This is a genomic window from Blattabacterium cuenoti, assembly GCF_014252415.1.
Taxonomy (GTDB): domain Bacteria; phylum Bacteroidota; class Bacteroidia; order Flavobacteriales; family Blattabacteriaceae; genus Blattabacterium; species Blattabacterium cuenoti_Y.
In genome coordinates this window covers 510,112-532,930 of the sequence record NZ_CP059223.1, presented here as the reverse complement: position 1 = coordinate 532,930, position 22,819 = coordinate 510,112, and the positions used below count along the sequence as shown (strand labels likewise).

At 20.3% G+C, this 22,819-nt stretch carries 21 protein-coding genes and 1 tRNA gene; 15 read left to right on the top strand and 7 right to left on the bottom strand.

The genetic code is table 11. From position 1 onward, the window contains the following. The first annotated feature begins 11 nt into the window (after positions 1-11). From leuC to leuB, 3 genes are read left to right on the top strand one after another with little or no spacing between them, the layout of a single operon-like run. Positions 12-1,424, top strand: a complete 1,413-nt coding sequence (gene leuC, locus H0H33_RS02630) for a 3-isopropylmalate dehydratase large subunit (protein WP_185877855.1) — start codon at positions 12-14, stop codon at positions 1,422-1,424. Further along, positions 1,411-1,992, top strand: coding sequence for a 3-isopropylmalate dehydratase small subunit (gene leuD / locus H0H33_RS02625; protein ID WP_185877854.1), 582 nt, complete (start codon positions 1,411-1,413; stop codon positions 1,990-1,992). Before leuC ends, leuD begins: the two co-directional genes overlap by 14 nt. A 4-nt stretch (positions 1,993-1,996) precedes the next feature. Then, positions 1,997-3,049, top strand: a complete 1,053-nt coding sequence (leuB, locus tag H0H33_RS02620) for a 3-isopropylmalate dehydrogenase (RefSeq protein ID WP_185877853.1) — start codon at positions 1,997-1,999, stop codon at positions 3,047-3,049. Here leuB and H0H33_RS02615 read toward each other — a convergent pair. Both H0H33_RS02615 and H0H33_RS02610 read right to left on the bottom strand, forming a co-directional pair. Continuing rightward, positions 3,046-5,685, bottom strand: a complete 2,640-nt coding sequence (locus H0H33_RS02615; protein ID WP_185877852.1) for a PD-(D/E)XK nuclease family protein — start codon at positions 5,683-5,685, stop codon at positions 3,046-3,048. The two genes, leuB and H0H33_RS02615, sit on opposite strands and share 4 nt — an antisense overlap. A 4-nt stretch (positions 5,686-5,689) precedes the next feature. After that, a complete protein-coding gene (locus H0H33_RS02610; protein WP_185877851.1) occupies positions 5,690-6,628 on the bottom strand; it encodes a bifunctional riboflavin kinase/FAD synthetase in 939 nt (312 codons plus the stop codon). A gap of 83 nt (positions 6,629-6,711) precedes the next feature. Here H0H33_RS02610 and atpD point away from each other — a divergent pair, with 83 nt between their 5' ends. The 6 genes from atpD to H0H33_RS02580 all read left to right on the top strand — a co-directional run bounded on the left by atpD (position 6,712) and on the right by H0H33_RS02580 (position 12,187). Then, positions 6,712-8,208, top strand: a complete 1,497-nt coding sequence (gene atpD / locus H0H33_RS02605; protein WP_185877850.1) for a F0F1 ATP synthase subunit beta — start codon at positions 6,712-6,714, stop codon at positions 8,206-8,208. Further along, complete coding sequence (locus H0H33_RS02600; protein WP_185877849.1) at positions 8,208-8,441, top strand: F0F1 ATP synthase subunit epsilon; 234 nt, start codon at positions 8,208-8,210, stop codon at positions 8,439-8,441. Before atpD ends, H0H33_RS02600 begins: the two co-directional genes overlap by 1 nt. Positions 8,442-9,106: 665 nt before the next feature. After that, on the top strand, positions 9,107-9,355 hold the full coding sequence (locus H0H33_RS02595; RefSeq protein WP_185877848.1) for an acyl carrier protein: 249 nt from the start codon (positions 9,107-9,109) through the stop codon (positions 9,353-9,355). 21 nt (positions 9,356-9,376) lie between these two features. Next, a complete protein-coding gene (gene fabF, locus H0H33_RS02590; RefSeq protein ID WP_185877847.1) occupies positions 9,377-10,633 on the top strand; it encodes a beta-ketoacyl-ACP synthase II in 1,257 nt (418 codons plus the stop codon). Between the two features lie 37 nt (positions 10,634-10,670). Further along, the gene (locus H0H33_RS02585) at positions 10,671-11,414 is read left to right on the top strand and encodes a ribonuclease III domain-containing protein (RefSeq protein WP_185877846.1); all 744 of its coding nucleotides are present in this window, start codon (positions 10,671-10,673) and stop codon (positions 11,412-11,414) included. Further along, positions 11,414-12,187, top strand: coding sequence for an alpha/beta fold hydrolase (locus H0H33_RS02580; RefSeq protein ID WP_185877845.1), 774 nt, complete (start codon positions 11,414-11,416; stop codon positions 12,185-12,187). The genes H0H33_RS02585 and H0H33_RS02580 overlap by 1 nt, the downstream gene beginning before the upstream one ends. Here H0H33_RS02580 and H0H33_RS02575 read toward each other — a convergent pair. Genes H0H33_RS02575 through H0H33_RS02565 form a run of 3 tightly spaced genes read right to left on the bottom strand, consistent with a single transcriptional unit; the run spans position 12,182 to position 14,280 of the window. Beyond that, positions 12,182-12,610 (bottom strand): type II 3-dehydroquinate dehydratase, encoded by a 429-nt coding sequence (locus H0H33_RS02575; protein WP_185877844.1) that lies wholly within the window; start codon positions 12,608-12,610, stop codon positions 12,182-12,184. The genes H0H33_RS02580 and H0H33_RS02575 overlap by 6 nt on opposite strands. Positions 12,611-12,637: 27 nt before the next feature. Then, positions 12,638-13,360: a pseudouridine synthase gene (locus tag H0H33_RS02570; RefSeq protein WP_185877843.1), complete on the bottom strand. Its 723-nt coding sequence runs from the start codon at positions 13,358-13,360 to the stop codon at positions 12,638-12,640. A gap of 5 nt (positions 13,361-13,365) precedes the next feature. After that, complete coding sequence (locus H0H33_RS02565; RefSeq protein ID WP_185877842.1) at positions 13,366-14,280, bottom strand: mevalonate kinase family protein; 915 nt, start codon at positions 14,278-14,280, stop codon at positions 13,366-13,368. A 79-nt stretch (positions 14,281-14,359) separates the two neighbouring features. On the opposite strand from H0H33_RS02565, the gene H0H33_RS02560 reads away from it, so the two are divergent. The 3 genes from H0H33_RS02560 (at position 14,360) to H0H33_RS02550 (ending at position 18,564) form a co-directional block, all read left to right on the top strand. Continuing rightward, positions 14,360-15,241 carry an NAD kinase gene (locus tag H0H33_RS02560; protein WP_185877841.1) on the top strand — a complete coding sequence of 294 codons (882 nt, stop codon included), beginning with the start codon at positions 14,360-14,362 and terminating at the stop codon, positions 15,239-15,241. A 64-nt stretch (positions 15,242-15,305) separates the two neighbouring features. Next, complete coding sequence (gene uppS / locus H0H33_RS02555; RefSeq protein ID WP_185877840.1) at positions 15,306-16,034, top strand: polyprenyl diphosphate synthase; 729 nt, start codon at positions 15,306-15,308, stop codon at positions 16,032-16,034. A gap of 13 nt (positions 16,035-16,047) precedes the next feature. Next, positions 16,048-18,564 carry a BamA/OMP85 family outer membrane protein gene (locus H0H33_RS02550; RefSeq protein WP_185877839.1) on the top strand — a complete coding sequence of 839 codons (2,517 nt, stop codon included), beginning with the start codon at positions 16,048-16,050 and terminating at the stop codon, positions 18,562-18,564. A 4-nt stretch (positions 18,565-18,568) separates the two neighbouring features. Here the strand turns inward: H0H33_RS02550 and H0H33_RS02545 are convergent. Beyond that, positions 18,569-18,641 (bottom strand) — tRNA-Phe (locus H0H33_RS02545). Between the two features lie 211 nt (positions 18,642-18,852). Between H0H33_RS02545 and H0H33_RS02540 the strand changes: the two genes are divergently transcribed. From H0H33_RS02540 to H0H33_RS02530, 3 genes are read left to right on the top strand one after another with little or no spacing between them, the layout of a single operon-like run. Next, on the top strand, positions 18,853-19,248 hold the full coding sequence (locus tag H0H33_RS02540; protein ID WP_238785595.1) for a hypothetical protein: 396 nt from the start codon (positions 18,853-18,855) through the stop codon (positions 19,246-19,248). A gap of 11 nt (positions 19,249-19,259) precedes the next feature. Then, complete coding sequence (locus H0H33_RS02535) at positions 19,260-20,546, top strand: hemolysin family protein (protein ID WP_185877838.1); 1,287 nt, start codon at positions 19,260-19,262, stop codon at positions 20,544-20,546. Further along, positions 20,530-22,635: a peptidylprolyl isomerase gene (locus H0H33_RS02530; RefSeq protein ID WP_185877837.1), complete on the top strand. Its 2,106-nt coding sequence runs from the start codon at positions 20,530-20,532 to the stop codon at positions 22,633-22,635. The genes H0H33_RS02535 and H0H33_RS02530 overlap by 17 nt, the downstream gene beginning before the upstream one ends. A 1-nt stretch (position 22,636) precedes the next feature. Here the strand turns inward: H0H33_RS02530 and H0H33_RS02525 are convergent, their stop codons facing one another. Then, the gene (locus H0H33_RS02525; protein WP_185877836.1) at positions 22,637-22,804 is read right to left on the bottom strand and encodes a Sec-independent protein translocase subunit TatA/TatB; all 168 of its coding nucleotides are present in this window, start codon (positions 22,802-22,804) and stop codon (positions 22,637-22,639) included. Between the last annotated feature and the right edge of the window lie 15 nt (positions 22,805-22,819).

Sequence of the window (22,819 nt, the reverse complement as noted above, 5' to 3'; positions counted from 1 at the left end):
GATAATAAAAAATGCCGAAATCTTTATTTGATAAAATTTGGGACTCTCATATAGTAAAAAAATTAGATAATGATATAGATGTAATTTATATAGATAAACATTACATACATGAAGTAACAAGTCCTCAATCTTTTTTTGAATTAGAAAAAAGAAATTTATCTATATTTAGATCTGATAAAATTGTAGCAACAGCTGATCATAATGTCCCTACAAAAAATCAAACGAAAATAGCTTCAGACTCTCTATCTAGAAAACAATTAGATTTATTAACAATAAACTGTAAAAAATTTGGAATAAAAAAGTTATATGGATTGGGTCATAAAAATAACGGAATTGTTCATGTAATTGGGCCCGAATTATGTCATTCATTACCTGGTATGACTATTGTATGTGGAGATAGCCATACTTCTACTCATGGAGCTTTTGGTAGTATTGCGTTTGGTATTGGAACTAGTCAAATCACTATGGTAATGGCTACTCAATGTTTATTATTATCTAAACCAAAACAAATGAAAATTTGTATAAATGGAAATTTAAAAAATGGATCAACTCCAAAAGATCTTATTTTATACCTAATTTCTAAATTAGGAGTGAATTCAGGAAATGGATATTTTATAGAATATTCTGGATCAGTATTTAATAAAATGAGTATGGAAGGAAGAATGACTATTTGTAATATGAGTATCGAAATGGGAGCAAAAGGTGGATTAATATCTCCGGATAAAATTACTTTAGAATATATAAAAAAAAAATTAGGAATAAAATTTATAAAAAAAAATAAAAAAATATTAGGATATTGGAAATCATTAAAAACAGATTTAAATAAAATATTTGATAAAGAATTTATATTTAATGCTGAAAATATTGAACCAATGATTACATATGGTACAAATCCTGGATTGGCTATAAAAATAAAAGATTCTATTCCAAATAATAATTCAAAAAATTTTAATAAATCTATAAAATATATGGGGTTTTATCCAGGAGAATCTTTAATAGGAAAAATTATTCATTATGTTTTTATAGGAAGTTGTACAAATTCAAGGATAGAAGATTTAAGATTAGTTGCATCTGTAGTAAAAGGTAAAAAAAAAGCAAAAAATATCTCTGTAATGATTGTTCCTGGATCAAATAAAATCATAAATGAAGTAAAAAAAGAAGGATTAGATATAATATTTAATGAATCTGGATTAGAATTTCGTAAACCTGGATGTTCTGCTTGTTTAGGAATGAATGAAGATAAAATACCTCCATATAAATATTGTGTTTCTACTTCTAATAGAAACTTTGAAGGAAGACAAGGCCCTAATTCACGTACATTATTAGTAAGTCCTTTAACTGCAGCTATTATAGCTATAGAAGGAAAAATAGTAGATATTAATAAATATATTAAAAATCACAAAATACTTTATGGAAAAGTTTAATACTGTAATAAGTACAATAGTTCCTATTGAAATAAATAATATTGATACAGATCAAATTATTCCATCTAGATATTTAAAAAAAGTAGATCGTACAGGATATGGAAAATACCTTTTTATAGATTGGCGTAAAAAAGAAAAAAATTTTATATTAAATCTTGATAAATTTTATGGGAGTATTCTTTTATCTGGAAACAACTTTGGATGTGGATCAAGTAGAGAACATGCAGTATGGGCAATTTTAGATTATGGTTTCAAAGTTGTTATATCTAATTCTTTTGCAGATATATTTAAAGATAATGCATTAAATAATGGATTGTTAACCATAGAAATATCAAAAACTTTTATAAAAAGATTATTTAATTTAATAAAATTAAATCATAAAATAAAAATAAAAGTTGATTTACTTAACCAAATAATATCAATAATAGAAACAAATGAAAATGAATATTTTTATATTCATCCATATAAAAAAAATTGTTTTTTAAATGGTTATGATGATATAGATTTCTTATTATCTATAAAAAATGATATAATTAATTTCGAAAAAAATCGTAAAATATCTTTTTAATAAAATGAATAAATATATTGCTATTATAGAAGGTGATGGGATTGGCCCTGAAATAATGAAACAAGCTTTAAAGGTACTAAATGCGATTACAAAAAAATATGGTCACAAATTTTATTATAAAAAATTTTTAGTAGGAGGAGCATCTATAGATAAAGAAAATAATCCTATTACAGACAAAACTATAAATGATTGTATCAAATCAGATTCAGTATTGTTTGGGTGCGTAGGAGATAATAAATACAATTCTTATCCAACTGGAATGAGGCCTGAAGATGGATTATTGAAGTTAAGAAAAAAAATGAATTTATATTGTAATATACGTCCTATCATTTGTTTTTCAGGAATTGATAATTCTCCAATAAAAAAAAAATATATAAATAAATCAGATTTTTTAATCTATAGAGAATTGACAGGAGGTATTTATTTTGGTAAAAAAGGTAGATCAGAAAATTACGCATATGATTATTGTAGTTATTCTAAAAAAGAGATTGAAAGAATTGCAAAAATAGCGTTTGAAAATTCTTTAGTTAGAAAGAAAAAATTAACTTTAGTAGATAAATCAAATGTATTAGAAACTTCTAAATTATGGAGAAAAGTTGTACATGAAGTTAGTTTAGATTATCCAAATGTTAAATTAAATTTTTTATATATTGATAATGCAACTATTCAAATTATTACAAGACCTAATCAATTTGATGTTATATTAACAGATAATATGTTTGGAGATATTTTATCGGATGAATCTAGTATAATAACTGGATCTTTAGGCTTATTACCATCTGCATCTATAGGAGAAAATCATAAATCTATGTTTGAACCTGTACATGGATCATATCCAGAAGCAAAAGGTAAAAATATAGCCAATCCAATAGGATGTATTTTGTCAGTTGGAATGATGTTAAACCATTTTGGTATGTATAAAGAAAAAAATTTATTATATCAAGCAGTTAAAAATTCTATTTTATGTAAAGTTTCAACAGAAGATATAAATAAAAGTAATCCATCTAATACTGAAGATGTAGGTAATTATATTACGAAATATATACTGAATCATTAGATATTTTCTTTTATGGATTTTTTTACATCTAATATATTTTTTATTCTTTTAGTAAGAAATGGTAAAAAATTTTTTATATAATCTTTATACATTATATATGGTTTTTTTTCATCAAAAAAATTTATTAATATTTTTGATATTATATTATTTTTATTTGGAGATATAATTGTAATCGCAACCGGGGATTTTTGATTTTTTATATCATATTTAAACCATAGGTAAATATAAAAGATTAATTGCATTATATTATGATATTTAGGATGTTCAAAAATTTTTTTAATATTATAATTTGATATATTTATTTCTTTTAAATGAAATTTTCCTATTTTATAATCAATAATTCTATTAATTCCATTATATTGATCTACACGGTCTATTATTCCATGTAATATAATATTTCTTGATTTTTTTATATTTAAACAAGTGGAAAATTTTTGTTCTATTTTATTTATAAATATTTTATTTCCTTTTTTAATTAATTTTTCGTCTAATAAAATAAATTTTTTTATATAATCCTCTATTAAAAACATAGTAATTTTTGATGTTTCTTCAAAAGAAAAAATATTTTTTTTATTATAAAAAAAATCAATAATTTTATTATTGATAATTCCTTTTATTTTTTTAATTTTTTTTAAAGTTAAAAAACTTTCTATCTCAGAAATATATAATGTTTTTAATATACCATGTACAATATTTCCAATATTTGTTTTATAAGAATTTGATTTAAAATTTTCAATTTTAAGTATTTTATTATAATAAAATAATATAGGATCGTAATTATATAAATGTATAGAAGAAGGAGATATTCCATTCATACAAATTTCGTGTAATCTTTTATTAATTAGATTTGTTTTTTCTATTGAAATAGGATTTATTACATTTTGATTGGGAGCAAAAGGTAAATTATATTTTTTTACTTTTGTATTAAATTTATATATGATATGACGAAGAAAATTACTTTTTTCTCCTGAATTAATTTCATCAGGATTACTTTTATATATCGCATATGTTCTTTTAGAAGATGTATATATTTTGTTAAAAAATGAAAAAAAATATTTTTCATTATTTATTAATTGATTATTTGACCATAAATCAATATTTTTTTTAGGTGGAATGATTCCATCATTTAATGATGTTATTATTGAAATATCAAATTTTTTTACGAAAAAATTTTTTAATTCCTTAAATTCATTGATAAATAAATATTGATTAGAGTTTTTACAAATTTTATTATAAATAAAATTAATATTTTCTGTATTTACAAATTGATTATATATATTATATATATCTCTAATTCCATCAAATAAATACGTTTTTTTTCTGGATATAATTTTTAATTTTTGTATATAATACTCTATCTTAGAAATAAATTTTAATTCTATAAAATGTTTTTTATAGTTTTTTATAAGAAAATTTTTTAATTTTCTTATAAAACTTAGGAGACCATTTAAAATAGAGTAAATTTTATTTGTATTTATTTGAAATATTATTTCGATATCAGTTTTTATCAAAAATTTTTTTATTAAATTAAATGATATGTAGTGAGTATGATATTTTTTATTCAACTTATTTAATAAAAATTTTGTTTTTGAAAAAAATTTTTGAATGTATCCATTTGATAAAAATTTAATTATATCATTTTTTACAAATTTTTTATTAAATAATTTATTTTTATTCAGTAAAAAATTAAATATGGAAATAAAAGTATAATGAATAGGGATAATTTTAAATGGATAATTTATATTAAATGATATATTTATTTTTTTATTATTTGTTAAATTAATAATAGGAATTAATAAATGATTATCTCCTAATATTAGTAAAATTTTTTTTATACACTTATTGTTTGAAAATTTTTCTATTATTTTTTCTATTATTTTAACTTGTTCTATTTCATTGTTAACATTAATAATTTTTAAATTTTTAAAATATTTATTTTTATTGATTTTAAAAGTTTTAGATATTAATTTTTGATTTGGAATTTGATAAAAAATTATTTTTTTATTAGAATTAATTTTTTCTATAAAATTTTCTTCCCATGTATTTAAAATTGAATTTTTTTTATTAAGAAAAATAATTTTACTAAATTTTTTTGGAAATATTATATCAATATTCTGAATACTTTTTTTTAATAATAATCCGTTATAAGTAATATTTTTTTTTAATAAAAATGATTTAAATTCAAAATAATATTTTTGAATTTTTTTTAAAAAAATTGATTTTTTTTTTTTAGAAATTTCATAATAATTTTTTATCAATTCTTCTGTAATAACAGATTGAAAAAAATTTTTTATATCAACCAGGTTTATATCTATATTTTGAAAATTATTTAATATACCTGGTATCCATTCCGTAAATCTTTTAAAATATTTTTTATCTTTTTTTTCTATAATAGAAAAAAAATTTAATAATATATCATTTTGATTTATACTTTTTAATCCAGAAGAAAATTCTATAAATTGTTTGATTGTAAAAAATTTTGAATTTTCTATGATAAATTTTTTATCTAAATCATTTTTTTTTTTTGAAATAATATTTAAAAAATAATAATCTTGTAATAAAAAAATACATTTTTTATTACAACTAATTTTTTTTACACATAATCTAAATATTTTAGATAAATTAGTTTTATTCATATTTCTATAAGTTTTGAAAAATTTTTTTAAAAAATTTTACAATAACTTTTTTATCTTTTATAATTTGAATTTTTAATTCTTCTATTGAAGAAAATTTAATTTCTTCACGGATCATTTTAATAATTAAAATATCAATTTTTTCTCCATAAATATTTTTTGAAAAATTAAATATATTTGTTTCTATTTTAATTTGATTATTATAATCAATAGTAGGATTAGTTCCAATATTCATCATACCATCATAATAATTATTTTTATAACGAATTTTTACTGCATAAACTCCTTTTTTTGGGATTAATTTTTTTGGATCAATTGTTATATTAGATGTTGGAAAATCGATAATCTTACCTATTCCTTTACCTTTTATAATATATCCAGATAATGTATAAAAATATCCTAACGCTTTATTAGCCCATTCTATATTTCCTATAATAATAGAATTTTTTATTTTAGTTGAACTAATAATTTCATTATCCATTTTATAAGGAGATATTATTTCAAATTTAAAATGAAAAATTTCTGATAAATTTTTTAATCTTTTTAAAGATTGATTTCTATCACTTCCTATATGAAAATCATATCCTATAATAATTTTTTTTATACAAAATTTAGTATTTAAAAATAAGTAAAAAAAATCTTTCATTTTTAATTTTGAAAATTTTTTGGTAAACGGGTGGATAATTAAATTTTCTACCCCATTTTTTTTTAAAAAAAATATTTTTTCTCTTATAGTATTAAGATAATAAAACTTACTTTTTGAAGTAAGTATCTCTTTAGGATGTGGATTAAATGTAATTAAAACTGAAGAAAATTTTTTTCTAGATTCAAATACTAAATTTTGAATTATTTTTTTATGCCCCAAATGAACTCCATCAAAAATTCCAATAGTTAAAATACATGGAATAGAAGAATAAAATTCATCGAGAAACGAATAAATTTTCAAAATTTTTTATTTTTCTTTAAATACAAATATAAAGATAGAAATAATGATTATATTCAATTAAAATTGTAAATAATGTATAAAAAGTGGGGGATGTAAAAGGAAAAATAGTAAAAATTATAGGTCCAGTAATAGATGTTTTTTTTGAAAAAACAAATCAGATTCCTAATATATATGATGCATTGATAGTTAAATTAAATAATAAAAAAAATATAATATTAGAAATTCAACAACATATAGGAGACAATAAAGTAAGATGTCTTTCTATGGATGAAACATATGGATTAAATAGAGGACAAACGGTTAATGTTTTAAATAGTACAATTACTATCCCAATTGGAGATTCCATTAATGGAAGAGTTTTTAATGCTTTAGGTGAATGTATAGATGGTTTAGGTGATATAACAGATTATGATGAAAAAAGATCTATTTATAATGATCCTCCATCATTAAATGATTTATCTACGGATACAAATATTTTATATACAGGAATTAAAGTAATCGATTTAATTGAACCTTATCCAAAAGGAGGTAAAATTGGATTGTTTGGAGGAGCTGGAGTAGGAAAAACTGTATTAATACAAGAATTAATAAATAATATAGCAAAGGAATATGGTGGTAGATCAGTATTTGCAGGAGTAGGAGAAAGATCCAGAGAAGGAAATGATTTATTAAGAGAAATGTTAGAATCCGGTATAATAAAGTATGGTAATAATTTTATAGAATCTATGAAAAATGGTCATTGGGATCTATCCAAAGTTAACAAAAAGTTATTAAAAGAATCAAAAGCAACTTTTGTCTTCGGACAAATGAACGAACCACCTGGAGCTAGAGCTAAAGTTGCCTTAGCTGGACTAACATTAGCAGAATATTATAGAGATAAATATAAAAATAGCAATAAAAAAAAAGGACAAGATGTTTTATTTTTTATAGATAATATATTTCGATTTACTCAAGCTGGATCAGAAATATCTACTTTATTAGGTAGAATTCCATCATCTGTAGGATATCAACCTACTTTATCATCTGAAATGGGATTAATGCAAGAAAGAATTTCATCAACTAAAAATGGATCTATTACTTCAGTTCAAGCCGTTTATGTACCAGCGGATGATTTAACAGATCCTGCTCCTGCTGCAACTTTTACACATTTAGATGCTACTACAGTTTTGTCTAGGACAATATCATCATTAGGGATTTATCCTTCAGTGGACCCTCTTAATTCCAATTCTAATATTTTATCTCCAAATATAGTAGGAGAAGACCATTATAATTGTGCACAACGTGTTAAAAATATTTTACAAAAATATGAATCTCTACAAGATATTATTGCTATTTTAGGAATGGAAGAATTAAATAATGAAGATAAAATGATAGTTAATAGAGCAAGAAAAGTTCAACGATTTTTATCTCAACCTTTTTATGTAGCAAAACAATTTACGGGATTAAATGGAGAATTTGTAAAAATTGTGGATACTATTAAAGGATTTAATATGATTATGGATGGAGATCTAGATGATATACCAGAACATGCCTTTAACCTTAAAGGAACTATAGATCAAGTTATAGAACATGTGAGATAATGAAATTAAAAATTATAAATTCTGATAAAATTTTATATGAAGAAGATGTTTTTTATTTAAAAGCTCCAGGATTAAACGGTTATTTTCAAATTCTGGAAAATCATACTTCATTTATTTCTATCCTGAAAAAAGGAAATTTAAAATTTAAAAATAAAAAAAAAATTAAAAAAAATCTAAATATAGAAAAAGGAATTTTAAAAGTAAACAAAAATTTTATTATTATTCTTTTATAATTTAATATAAATTAAATAATAGTAATTTTATATTATGATTAATTTTTTACTTAAGAAATTTATTTTAAAATATTTAATGAAATAAATATATATAGTAAGAGTACATAAATTATATTAAAAAAAGATTATTTATAGAATTTTTGTAATCCATAATAATGAAATTAATATTTATGAAAATTATATATGTTTAACTATATAATTTATATCATGATAATTATTTATTTATGGTTTATGAAGAAAACATATAATTTACCAATTATAGATTCATTAAAAAGTAATAATTTTTGTTAAATTTATAAAGAAGTTTTTTTGTTAAAAAATAGTATATATAGAAGGATCTCTTAGTTCAATAATATGTAAATGCGATAGCAAGTGTTATAAACATACCTAAGCTTAATGGAAGTTAGTTGTTTTTTTAATGTAAAAAAAAAGTTTTTTATAACTGTTAATGGTATAAGTTTGACTATAGATTAGTTATGAAAATATATGTATATGTGTTTGAAATATAGTTAATATAAAAGTTTTGATTTCATTAGAAAATATATAAAAAATTTTTTAGATAAAAATGATTTATTTTATTGAATTAAAAATTATGATATAAAGAATTAAATTTATATTATGATTTCCAAAAGTTTACTAATTTTACAAAATTAAAAAAATATATTATGTCTGATATTGTATCTAGAGTTCATTCTATAATTGTAGATAAACTAAGTGTAGAAGAGTTAAATATTCGTCCTAATTCTAGTTTTACTAATGATTTAGGTGCAGATTCATTAGATATAGTTGAACTTATTATGGAATTTGAAAAAGAATTTGAAATTAGTATTTCTGATGAAATAGCAGAAAAAATTACAACAGTAGGGGAAGCTATAAGCGCTATAAAAAATCTATTGAAAGATAAAAATATATAATGTTTTAAGCATTATGATTTTATGTATAAATATAGATTAAAAAAAGTAGTAGTCACTGGAATAGGGGCTATCACTCCAATAGGAAATAATGTTAAAGATTATTGGACATCATTAATTAATGGAAAAAGCGGAGCGGCTCCTATTACTTATTTTGATACCGAAAAATATAAAACTAAGTTTGCTTGTGAATTAAAAAATTATGATCCTAAAGTTTTTTTTTCTAGAAAAGAAATAAAAAAATTAGATCCATGTGCTCAATATGGTCTTATAGCTTCTGAAGAAGCTATAAAAAATAGTGAAATAAATTTTTTAAATGAAAAAAAAGAAAGAATTGGAGTAATTTGGGCATCTGGGATAGGTGGATTACTGAATTTAGAAAATTCAATAATTAGTCATGTTAATAAAAATTATTATCCTAGATTTAGTCCATTTTTTATTCCTAAGATGCTTATAGATATCACCGCTGGATTTATATCAATAAATTATGGATTACATGGGCCTAATTATGCAACAGTTTCATCTTGTGCATCATCATCAAATGCTATTGTAGATGCCTATCATTTAATTTGTCTAAATAAAGCTGATGTAATGATAGTAGGAGGATCAGAAGCTGCTATAACACAAAGTGGTGTAGGTGGATTTAATGCATTAAATGCGTTATCTACAAAAAATGATAGTTATAAAACTGCATCAAGACCATTTGATGAAAATAGAGATGGATTTGTCCTTGGAGAAGGTGCAGGATGTCTAATTCTAGAAGAATATACACATGCTATAAATAGAGGAGCTAATATTTATGCTGAATTAATAGGAATTGGAATGTCAGGAGATGCATATCATGTAACAGCTCCACATCCTGATGGAAAAGGTGTTATTTTAGCAATGAAATCTGCAATAAAAGATGCAGATATTAAATCTGTAGATGTAAATCACATTAATTCACATGGAACATCTACAAAATTAGGAGATATTGCAGAGATTAAGGCTATAAAAAATGTATTTAAAAATAATTTATATGATATTAATATTAATGCTACAAAATCAATGACTGGACATTTATTAGGAGCTGCTGGAGCAATAGAATCTATTGCTTCCATATTGCCATTAACAAAAAAAATAATTCCCCCAACTATCAATCTAGTTAAAATTGATAAAAATATAGATCAAAAAATAAATTTTATTCCTAATAAATCTATTAAAAAAGAAATTAAAATTAGTATGTCTAATACTTTTGGATTTGGTGGGCATAATGTTTGTATTTTATTTAGAAAAAATTAATTTTATTTCATAAATATGTTATTATGAAAATTATACAATGAATAAAAATTATATAAAAATTCATTCAGTGATTGATCAAATAAATAAAATATTGGGGTTTAAAATAAAAAGAAATATTCTTCTTTTAAAAGAAGCGTTCATATATAATTTTTCTACTAAAAAAAGAAATATAAATAAATATTATTCTATTAATTTTCAAAGATTAGAGTTTTTAGGAGATTCAATTTTAAATACTATAATATCACATTTTCTATATAAAAATTTACCCAATAAAAAAGAGGGAGATCTGACTAAGATCCGTTCCAAAATTGTATGTAGAAAAAATTTAAATGTTATTTCTAAAAAACTATCTTTAGAAAAGATCTTTTTTCCTAAAGATAATTTAGTTAATAATAATGTTTTAGGAAATATACTTGAAGCATTAATAGGTTTTACCTATTTAGAAACAGGATCTATAGGATGTAAAAACTTTATATATAAAAAAATATTATATGAAGTTGATATAAATAAATTACAAAATGAAATTTCTAGTTATAAAGTATGGATTATGGAATGGTGCCAAAAAAATAAATTTTTTATAAATTTCAATACTTTTCTAGAAAAAAAAGATAAAAAAAATAATAAAGTTATTTTTTTATCAATATTTGATATATATAAATGTAATATTCAATCTATTGGAAGAGGTTATTCAAAAAAAAAATCAGAAGAAATGGCTGCTAAAAATGCATATTATATTATTAATAAAAAACATATAGAAAAAAAAAATAATAATATTGTTTAATGGATAAAAAAAATTATATCAATCATGTAACAAAAGGTGAAGGTCATCCTTTAGTTTTACTTCATGGATTAATGGGTGGACTAAGCAATTTTAAATCAATTTTTGATTTTTTTCCAAAAAAAGGATATAAAGTTATTATGCCTTATTTACCTATTTACAATAGGCCTTTATTCTTAACTAATATTTTAGATTTGTCTAAATATATAATAAAATTTTTATTAAAAATTCATATAAAAAATGCTACTTTAGTTGGTAATTCTCTTGGAGGACATATCGCTTTAATTATAGCAAAAACTAAACTAAATTTGGTTCATTCTTTAGTATTAACAGGAAGTTCAGGTTTATTTGAAAGATCTTTTGGAGACGCATTTCCAAAAAGGGAAAATTATGAATATATAAAAAAAAAATCTCAGGAAGTTTTTTACGATCCTAAAATGGCCACTAAAAAATTAGTAGATGATATTTTTCATATTGTTAATGATAAAAAAAGAGGTATTAAAATATTATATTTAGCAAAAAGTGCTATAAAATATAATATGTCAAAAGATTTATCAAAAATATATCAACCTGTTTGTATAATATGGGGAAAACAAGATCAAATTACACCCCCTAAGGTTGCGATATCATTTCATAGATTATTACCAAATTCTGAATTATATTGGATAGATAAATGTGGTCACGTACCAATGATGGAATGTCCTATAATATTTTTGAAAATTTTAGAAAAATGGTTATCTAAATTTCATTTTAATCAAAAAAATTTTTCTTTATGAAAATAAAAAACTAATAATTCCTAATTCATATGATTTTAGTCCAAAACCAAAAATAGTGCCATTGCATACATGAGTTATATATGATTTTTTTCTAAATTCTTCTCTAGAATAAATATTGGATATATGTACTTCTACAACAGGGGTTGTAATGGATTTAATTGCATCAGCAATTCCTATAGAAGTATGAGTATATGCCCCAGCATTTAAAATTATTCCATTGGATGTAAATCCTATAAGATGTAAATAATCTATAATTTTTCCTTCACAATTATTTTGATAATAATCAATTTTTAAATTAGAAAAAAGTTTTTTTTTTCTTAATGAATTTAGATAATCTAAAAAATTTTTTTTTCCATATAAATTTTTTTCTCTAATTCCTATTAAATTTAAGTTTGGACCATTAATTATATGAATTTTTTTCATAAAAAAATAATTTTAAAAGTTATTATTTTATTTTTTTAATTTTAAATAATCTATCATTGTATTATTTTCTAATTTTATAAAATTTCCTATTTTAATATTTTTATTAGAAAATTTTCCAAAAAATATTCTTTCTAATTCAATCACTTTATAGTTAAGTTTATAAAAAATTCTTTTTATTATCCTATTCCATCCTAAACATAATCCAATTTTAATTTTATTATTTTTTTTTTTACTTATAAATGTTACTTTTACTCTTCCTTCTTTTAAAAAAATTTTTCCATTCAAAATCATTTTTATATCATGATTATCAATTTTTTTATTTAAAGTAACGTTATAAATTTTTTGTATATGATATTTAGGATGAGTTAATATTTCTGAAATATTTCCATCATTTGTAATAATTAATACTCCAGTAGTATTAGAATCTAATCGACCTACTGGAAATAATTTTTTTTTAATAAAAATATTTGGGATTAAATCCATAACTGTTTTTCTACGAAATTGATCTTTTGTTGTAGTAATAAATCCCTTAGGTTTGTTAATTAATAAATAAATTTTATTTTGTATTTTTATTTTTTGTCCATTAAATTTAACAACGTCATTTATATCTATATTAGTACCTAATTTTAATACAACATCACCATTAACTTTTACACATCCTGATTGGATCAATTTATCTGCTTCTCTTCTAGATGAAACTCCTGCTTGAGATAAATAATGATTTAATCTAATTTTTTTATTTGAAAACATTTTTTTTAAAAGTGAAAAATTATTTTTTTAATATAGTTATTTAATTCATTATTTAATTTTTTATAATTTTCAGTAAATCCCAAAAAAAAACCTCCTCCTCCAGATCCACATAATTTTAAATAATAATTATCATTTTTTATTCCATTTACCCATATTTTTAATATATTTTTAGGTATCATTGGTTGAATATTCTTAAAAATCCAAATGGATAATTTTTTTATATTTTTTAATAGATTTTTATAATCTTTATTAAGAAAATAATGAATACATTTAATATTATATTTTTCATATTCTTCTTTCATAATTTTTTTAAAATTATTTTTTCTTATTTTTTTCATAAAAATATTATTCATTTTTTTAGTATCACTGGGTAATCTAGAATTTATTAAAAAAATACCTCCATTATCTTTTTTTTTATTACTAAATATTTTTATTATAGATATCTGTTTTTTAGATTGTATCCATATTGGTTTTTTTGTATAACATATTAATGGATCAATACCTGAACTTTTTCCATGAAAAAAAGATTCCATATTACTAAATATATTTTTCAATATAATCAAATTTTTATTGCAAATGGAAATTTTAGATATTGCATATTTATCATAAATAGCTGCGACCAGTGCCCCAGAACTTCCTACCCCATATTTTTTTGGTATATTTGATTGAAAATATATTCCTTGATTTAAATCTTTATCTAATTTTATTAGATTTATGATATTAAATTTTTTAATTTTTAGAAAATTAAAAAATTTTCTTATTTCATTATTAGATTCTATAACTTTTTTATCTAATTTATAATAAAAATTTAAATACCCCTTATATTCATAATTAGGTATAGATAGCGCTGTATAATTTTTTAATATCCCATATTCTCCAAATAATAATATTTTTGAAGGAAATGTAGATAATTTTTTCATTTTTAAAAAACTTAATAAAGTTTTAATTCAAATTTTGATTCAAATTTATAAAAATAATATTATACACAAAAAATAAAAAATGAAAGTAGCTGTATATGGACAAAAGTTAGAAAAATGTAATATAATTTATTTATATAAATTTTTACAATATATTTTTAATAATTCAATAGAAATATATGTTGAAAAATATTTTTTAAATATATTAAATTCATTTAAAGAATTTTACAAATTAAATTTATCTTCTTTTTCTAGTTGTAAAGAAATAAAAAATTTTGATTTAATGTTTACTTTTGGTGGGGATGGAACAATTTTATCTGCTATTAATTTTGTTAAAGACTCTAAACTACCTATAGTTGGAGTTAATACAGGAAATTTAGGTTTTTTAGCAACTTTCAGTAAAGATGTTTTTATTAAAAATATTGACAATATTTTTAATAAAAAGTTAGATATTCTTCCTAGAAGTTTATTAGAATTAAAAACATCCATAAATAATTTGAGTACATCATTTAATTTTGCCTTAAATGAGATTGTTATTTTTAGGGAAAAAACTGTTTCTATGATTACTATTGATGTTTTTATTGATGGTGAATTTTTAACTTCCTATTGGTCAGATGGATTAATAGTATCTACCCCTACTGGATCAACTGGATATTCTTTAAGTTGTGGTGGACCTATTATTAGTCCTGATAATAAAAATTTTATTCTTACACCAATATCCCCCCATAATTTATTTTCACGTCCATTAGTTATATCTGATAATAAAAATATACGATTAAAAGTACATAGTCGTGTAAAATATTTTTCATTATCTATGGATACTAGATTAGTTTCTTTAAGAAAAGAAAATGAGTTATATATTCAAAAAGCTCCATTTTATATATATATATATCAAGAAAATAAAAATGCTTATTATAAAACACTAAGAGAAAAATTATTATGGGGAATGGATCAAAGAAATTAAAATAATATGAAAAATTTATATCTATATTTATAGATAATTTTATATTACGATCATAATTTTTTATATGGAAAATTTATTGAAAAAAATAGATTACAATAATATACCTAATCATGTTGCTATTATTATGGATGGAAATGGTCGTTGGGCTGAAAAAAGAGGAAAATCAAGAAAATTTGGGCATGAAAAAGGTATTTATTCTACAATAGATACTTTAAATGCATGTAAAGAATTATCTATTCCATATATAACATTATATGTTTTTTCTCATGAAAATTGGAATAGACCTAAAAAAGAAATTGATGAATTAATAAAATTATTATATAAAAATTTAAAAAATTATTTGGAAGTAATTCACAAAAGAAATATAAGAATTATTATCATAGGAGAATTATCAAAATTTTCAGAAAAAATAAAAAATGATTTAGTTTTTTTTATGAAAAAAACAAAAAATAATAAATCTGGGACATTAACTTTAGCATTAAGTTATAGTGCAAAAGAAGAAATTATAAGGGCTACCAAAAATATAGCAAAAAAAATACACAGTGGAGAATCAAAAATAAAAGACATTGATTATAATTTTTTTCAAAATCATTTATATACAAAAAATTTTCCTGATGTAGATCTTATAATACGAACTAGTGGTGAAAAACGTATAAGTAATTTTTTATTGTGGCAATCTGCTTATGCAGAATTATATTTTACTGATACTTTATGGCCAGATTTTAGAAAAAAAGATTTTATTGAGGCTATAATTAACTATCAAAAAAGAAAACGTCGTTTCGGTAATATTTAATTTATAAAATTTAATGAAAAAAAAATTATTTCTTTATTTTATTTTTTTTACAATATCAATAAATTCTTTGTATTCCAGTGATGAAAAAAATCAAGATACAAAAGATAGTACTATAGATAGTACTATCATAATAAACGATATTTATGTTAAAGGAAAAACAAAATATGATAAAGAATTTATTTCTAAAATATCAGGGATTGGTCCTGGAGCATTGATAGACTCATACGGAGTAACAATTAATAATATTATAAAAAAACTTTGGGCTAGTAAATTATTCGAAGATATATCTGTTTATAAATGTAACGAAAATAAAAATAAAATTGATTTAGTTTTTGAAATCAAGGATTTAAATGAAATACATGACATTCAATTACAAAGTGATGGATCGATTATTAAAAATAATTTTTCCATTATAAAAGATATCAAAAAAGGAACGCCCATCTCCGAATCTATGATTCAGGAAATCAAAAATGAGATAAAAAATTATTATCAAGAAAATGGTTATAATGAAGTAACTATCGATTCTAATATAAAACAAGAAAATAATAAAAATATATTATTTTTTTCTATTAAAAAAGGAAAAAAAGTTAAAATAGAAAAATTTATTTTTTATGGAAACTATGCAATAAGTAATAAAGAATTACTTCGGATTATAAATGGAGATCAATCCTTTTTATCATTATTAATAAATAAACATAATCATTTTTTTATTCATAATAATATCAATCAGTATTTAGAAAAAATAAAAGAAAAATATCAATCTATAGGTTATAGGTTTGCTAAAGTTCTTTTAGAATCAGTTTGGAAAACTAAATCAGGAAATTATGGAATAAGAATAAAAATAGCTGAAGGAAAAAAATATTATTTAGGAAATGTTAAATTTATGGGAAATGAAAAAATCAGTAAGGATTTTTTAAAAAATATTTTATTGCATAAAAATAAAAATGAAACTATTTATAATAAAGTCAAATTAACAGAAAGTATTTTTAATACAAAAACTTCAAGTATAATAAATAATTATTTTAAACTTGGACATTTATTTATCAATTTAATTCCGATAGAAAAAATAAGAAATAATAATAAAATTGATATAAAAATTCTAATAAAAGAAAATTCTCCTGTTTATATTAGAAATATAAAAATATTAGGAAATAAAATTACTAAAGATTATATAATTAAAAAAGAAATAAAAATTTATAATAAACATATTTTTTCTATTGATAAACTTATGGAAAGTTTACATAATATAGAAAATTTATCTCTTTTTGATAAAGTCTATTTTAAAATTATTCCTATTGATAATAAATCTATAGATATAGAATGGCATGTACTAGAAAAAAATAATAATGAATTAAAATTTTATGGGGGAGTTATAGGAAATGATATAAAAAAATTTACTGGAGGCTTTAAATTTATTTTAAATAATTTTTCTATTAAAGATATTATAAATTGGAAATATTGGCATCCTATACCTCAAGGAGAAGGTGAGAAAATAACAATTCATGGTCAACTAGGAAAATATATAAAATCTGTTGGATTTTCTTTTTTAAAACCTTGGATAAATAAGGATAATCCAACTGCATTAAATATGGATACAAATTATTCTATTAATAGAATAACGAACAATGAAAGTCTATTTAATAATCAATATTGTTTAATTGACGAAAATAATCCATTATTTTTAAAAAAAATTGGAGTATCTATTGGATTAAATAAAAATATAAATCTTTTAGATTATAATTCCAATATTTCATCTTCTATAAATGGAGAAAGATTGATATTTCCTAAGGAAACTGATTATATAAAAACATGTAATAATAATAATGTATATAAAATTAATAATTTATTTTATTCTTTGTCCTTAAAAAGGAATACTATATCCCCAGATACTTTTTTTCCTACTGATGGATCAAATTTTAAATTAGATTTTTCAGCTAGTCCTCCATATTCATGGTTTGAAAAAAAAAAATTTTCAAAAAAAGATAATATTTGGTCTGAACATTTTCAATTAAAATTACTAGGAAATTTTTATAAAAAAATTAAAGAAAATTTAGTTTTAAAATGTCAAGGTGAATTAGGTCATTCAGGAATTTATAATACATCTTCTGGAAGAAAATTAACACCATTTGATATATTTTATATGGGAGGTACATCAAAAAAATTAGGAGAAAATCATATTCCCTTAAAAGGTTACGATTTCCCAGAAGAAAATTCATTTTATGAAATGTCAAAAGATGGAGGTACTAATTACAAAAAAATTTCATTAGAAATGAATTATTTAATCAATGGATCAAATAATAATTTTAAAACATATTTAAATTCTTTTTTGGAAGCAGGAAATATCGGTAATAGTTATGAATCTTTAACATCATTAGAAATGAATAAATCTTTTGGATTTGGATTACGTTGTATTTGTTATCCATTTGGAATATTAGAATTAGATATATCATATCCATTAAATTCGATTAAAAATGATTTTTATAAAAAATGGAAATTAAATTTTAATATAGGAAATATTCATTTTATATAAATTGTGGTATCTCCCGGAATCGAACCGGGGACACAAGGATTTTCAGTCCTTTGCTCTACCAACTGAGCTAAGATACCATTATTATTTTTTTATGTAAATTTTACAAAATAAACAAAATTAAAAATAATAATAATAAGTAGTATACTAAAAAAATTCGTTATTATATTTTTTTTATTATTTTTTTCATCATGCAATGATAATAAATCATATAATAATAATGAAATAAATAAAATTAATAAATATCGTAAAAATTATTTACCAGTAAATATTTTTGTTAAAACAAGTATTTTGTTTAAAGAAAATGGATTTACAAAATATATTATATATTCACCTTTAATTAAAGAATATAATTTTCATACATTATTTCCTGATGGAATTTGTTTAGTTATCTATAAAAATAATCATAGAAATCAATGTATTTATATTAGAGGAAATTGGATGAAATCATTTAAAAATATTTTTTATCATATAAAAGGAAACATTAGGATATTGAATCCTAATAAATTTTTTTTGAAAACAGAAGAAATTTTTTGGGATAAAAAAAATAAAAAAATTTTTAATGAAAAAAATATAATAATATCCGATTTAAATGGAGCAATTTTATACGCAAAAAAAGGTATAAATATATCCGAGGACTTTAAAAAATTTAAATTAAAAGATATTAGTGGAATTCTTCCTTTATAAGAATATAAAAAATGATTTTTTACATTAGTATAGTTAGTATTTCTATACTAATTTCTTCTTTTTTTTCTGGAATAGAAATGGCTATAATTTCTTGTAATTTATTTCAAGTAGAACTGGAAAAAAAGAAAAATTCCATTCGTTATAAAATACTTTATGAATGTATAAATAATTATCAAAAATTAATGACAACCATGTTAATCGGGAATACTATATCTTTGGTTATCTATGGTATTTATATGAATAAAATATTTTTTTTATTATTTTCATATTTTGATAATTCTATATGGTTATTTATTTTAGAAACTATAATATCTACTATTATTATTTTAATAATTGGAGAGTTTATTCCAAAGATGATATTTAGTATATATTCAAATGAATTATTAACATTATTTATAATTCCTGTATATATTATATATAAAATTTTTACACCTATTACAAACTTGATTATTTGTATTTCTAATTTTTTTTTAAAAATTTTGGGGGGGGAAAAAGATTTCAAAAAAAAAATTTTTGACAAAAATGATTTAATTAATTTTATATCAAAAAGTGTAAGATGTAATTTAAAAAAAACTGGATCAGTATCAGAATATAAAATTGATATTTTTCATAAAGCATTAAATTTTTATGAAAAAAAAGCAAGAGAATGTATAGTACCAAGAAAAGAAATAATATCTTCCAATATAATAGAATCTTCTGTTGATCATATACGTAATTTATTTACAAAAAGTGGATTATCAAAAATTGTTATTTATAAAGATAATATAGATAACATTATAGGGTATGTTCATTATCTAGAATTTTTTAAAAAACCTAAAAATTTAGATAAATCCATTATTAGACCTATAGAATTATTTTATATTAATACTTCAGTAAGAGAAATAATGGATATTTTAATTAGAAAAAAGATTAGTATCGCTATTATATTAGATGAATATGGAGGAACAGCTGGTTTAATTACTATAGAAGATATCTTGGAAGAATTTCTTGGAGATATAAAAGATGAACATGATGAAATTTTTTTATTGGATAAAAAAATAAATAATAATAAATTTTTATTTTCTGCACGTCTAGAGGTAGATTTTATTAATTCAAAATATAATTTAGACATCCCAAAATCTGATGAATATAAAACATTAGGTGGATTAATAGTCACTCATACAGGAAATATTCCGAATAATGGAGATAAAATTTCAATCAATCAAGATTTTTATATTGAAATTATAAAAGTTTCTAAAAACAAAATAGAAGAAGTAATTTTCTACAAAAAAAAAAAAAGTGATGAATTTTTTAAATAAAATAAGAAAAAATACGTGGATAATATTATCATTAATTAGTTTTTCTTTATTATTTTTCATTATAGATCCTAATTTTATTCAAAAAATTTTTATAAGTCATTATAATTCTGTTGGAAGTATAAATGGGGATAATATTTCTAAAAAAGAATATGAAAATTGTTTAGAATTTTTAAGAAAATTTATGGGTAAAAAATCTGAATTTAATTTAAAAAATGACGCATGGAGACTATTAATCAATGAGAAATTATTAAGTCAACAAGGATATAAATTAGGAATAAAAAATACGGGGAAAGATTTTTGGGAATTTATAGAAACTAATTCTATATATAATAAAATTAATGATTTTAAAACAATTGATGGTAAAATGAATATCAAAAAATTTAAATTATATGTACAAAATTTATATAAATTACCATACGGAATATTTCCTCAAGTAAAATCTGAAAAAAAAATTTGGGAGTATCAAAAAAATAGTATAAAGGATAAAATAGTTGCAAAAAAATATGCAGAAATGTTAATGTATGGATTAAACGTTACAGATCAAGAAGTAAAATTAAATTTTAAAAATAAAAATAATTTTTCAATCATAGATTATATATTGATTCCATATCCAGAAATAGAGAAAAAATATAATATTCATATATCAAAAAATGATTTATATAATTATGTTGATAAACATCAATCTTTATATAAAAAAAATAATTTAAGAAACATAAGTATCATTATATTTCGTTCTATTCCTTCATTAGAAGATGAGAATAATATGAGGAAAATTGTAAATAATTTTTCATATAAATTAAAACATAATTATAATCATTTTGATTTAATATCTAAAAATTCTGAGATACCATTTGATTATAATTTTTATACAAAAGATTTTATACCTCCTATTTTTAAGTTCTTATTAAAGAAAAAAAATAAAATAGGAAATGTAATTGGTCCTATAAAAGATAGAAATAACTATATTATAATTAAATTAACTGGGGAAAAAAAAATATTTGATTCAGTATTAGTTAGTCATATTTTAATATCGCATAAAAACTCTATTTATTCACTAAATAAAAGAAATAAAAAAGAAGCAATAAACATTATAAAAAATATATTTTTAAAATTAAAAAAAAATCCTAATACTTTTAATTTACTTTTAAAAAAATCAGATGATTTTATAAATTTAGGAAAAAGTAATGGTCAATTAGGATGGATAAAATATGATAATCAAAATATAACAAAAAAAAATTTTAATATTTTTTCTATAAAAAATAAAATAGGATCTATAGGTCTTATTGAAACTAATTTTGGTTATCATATTATTAGAATAGATGATCAAAAAAATATAAAAAATGCATATCAATTTGGTGTTTTAATAAAAACATTAAATCCATCAAAAAAAACTATAGATAAAGTTTATAAAAATGTAAATCTATTTTTATCAAAAAATAAAAATTATAATTTAAATCAGATAATTAATAATGCAAGAAAAGAAAAAATTGAATCTTTATTTTTAGAAGAAATTAAAGAAAATCAATGGAATATTAATGGATTAAATACTGAATTAGATAAAGATATAATTAATTGGTCTTTTCAAAAAGATAGAAAAAAGGGAGATACAAAAATATTTTTTGATTCAAATAATAATTATTTTATAACATATTTATATGCGATTAATAAAGGAAAAGCCTCCATGAAAGAAATAAATCAACTAGTTCCTAATCTTATAAATAAAAAAATTTATAAAAAATTATATAAAGAATATTATAATAAAAATTTAGAACAAATTTCCCATGATTTTTCGAAAAAAATACATAAATCATATGAAATAAATTTTCACAATTCTACAATAAATTTTGTAAAAGAGCCAAAAGTATCAGGTGCTGCATTTTCATTAGAAAAAAATATAACGTCTAATCCTATTTTAGGAACAAATGGAGTCTTTTTTATAAGATCTAAAAAATGTTTTTCTAAAAATAAAAAATTAGATGATTATTTATATAATATGGAATATTTAAATAATAATTTGAGAAAAAATTTATTGGAAAAATTAAGTGATATATTATTAGAAAAATCTAAAATAAAATTTTACTTAAAATAATTTACCACTCAATTTCATCCCTAATTTTTTTTTTAGCTTTTTTTAAAAATCTTATTCCATCTCCTAATCCTCTAGCTATTCCAGGGATATTTTTTGGTCCAAAAATTAATATAGCTATGAATATAATAAAAAAACTTTCTTCAATGCTAATAAATAAAATATTTTTCATTATAAATTTTAATAT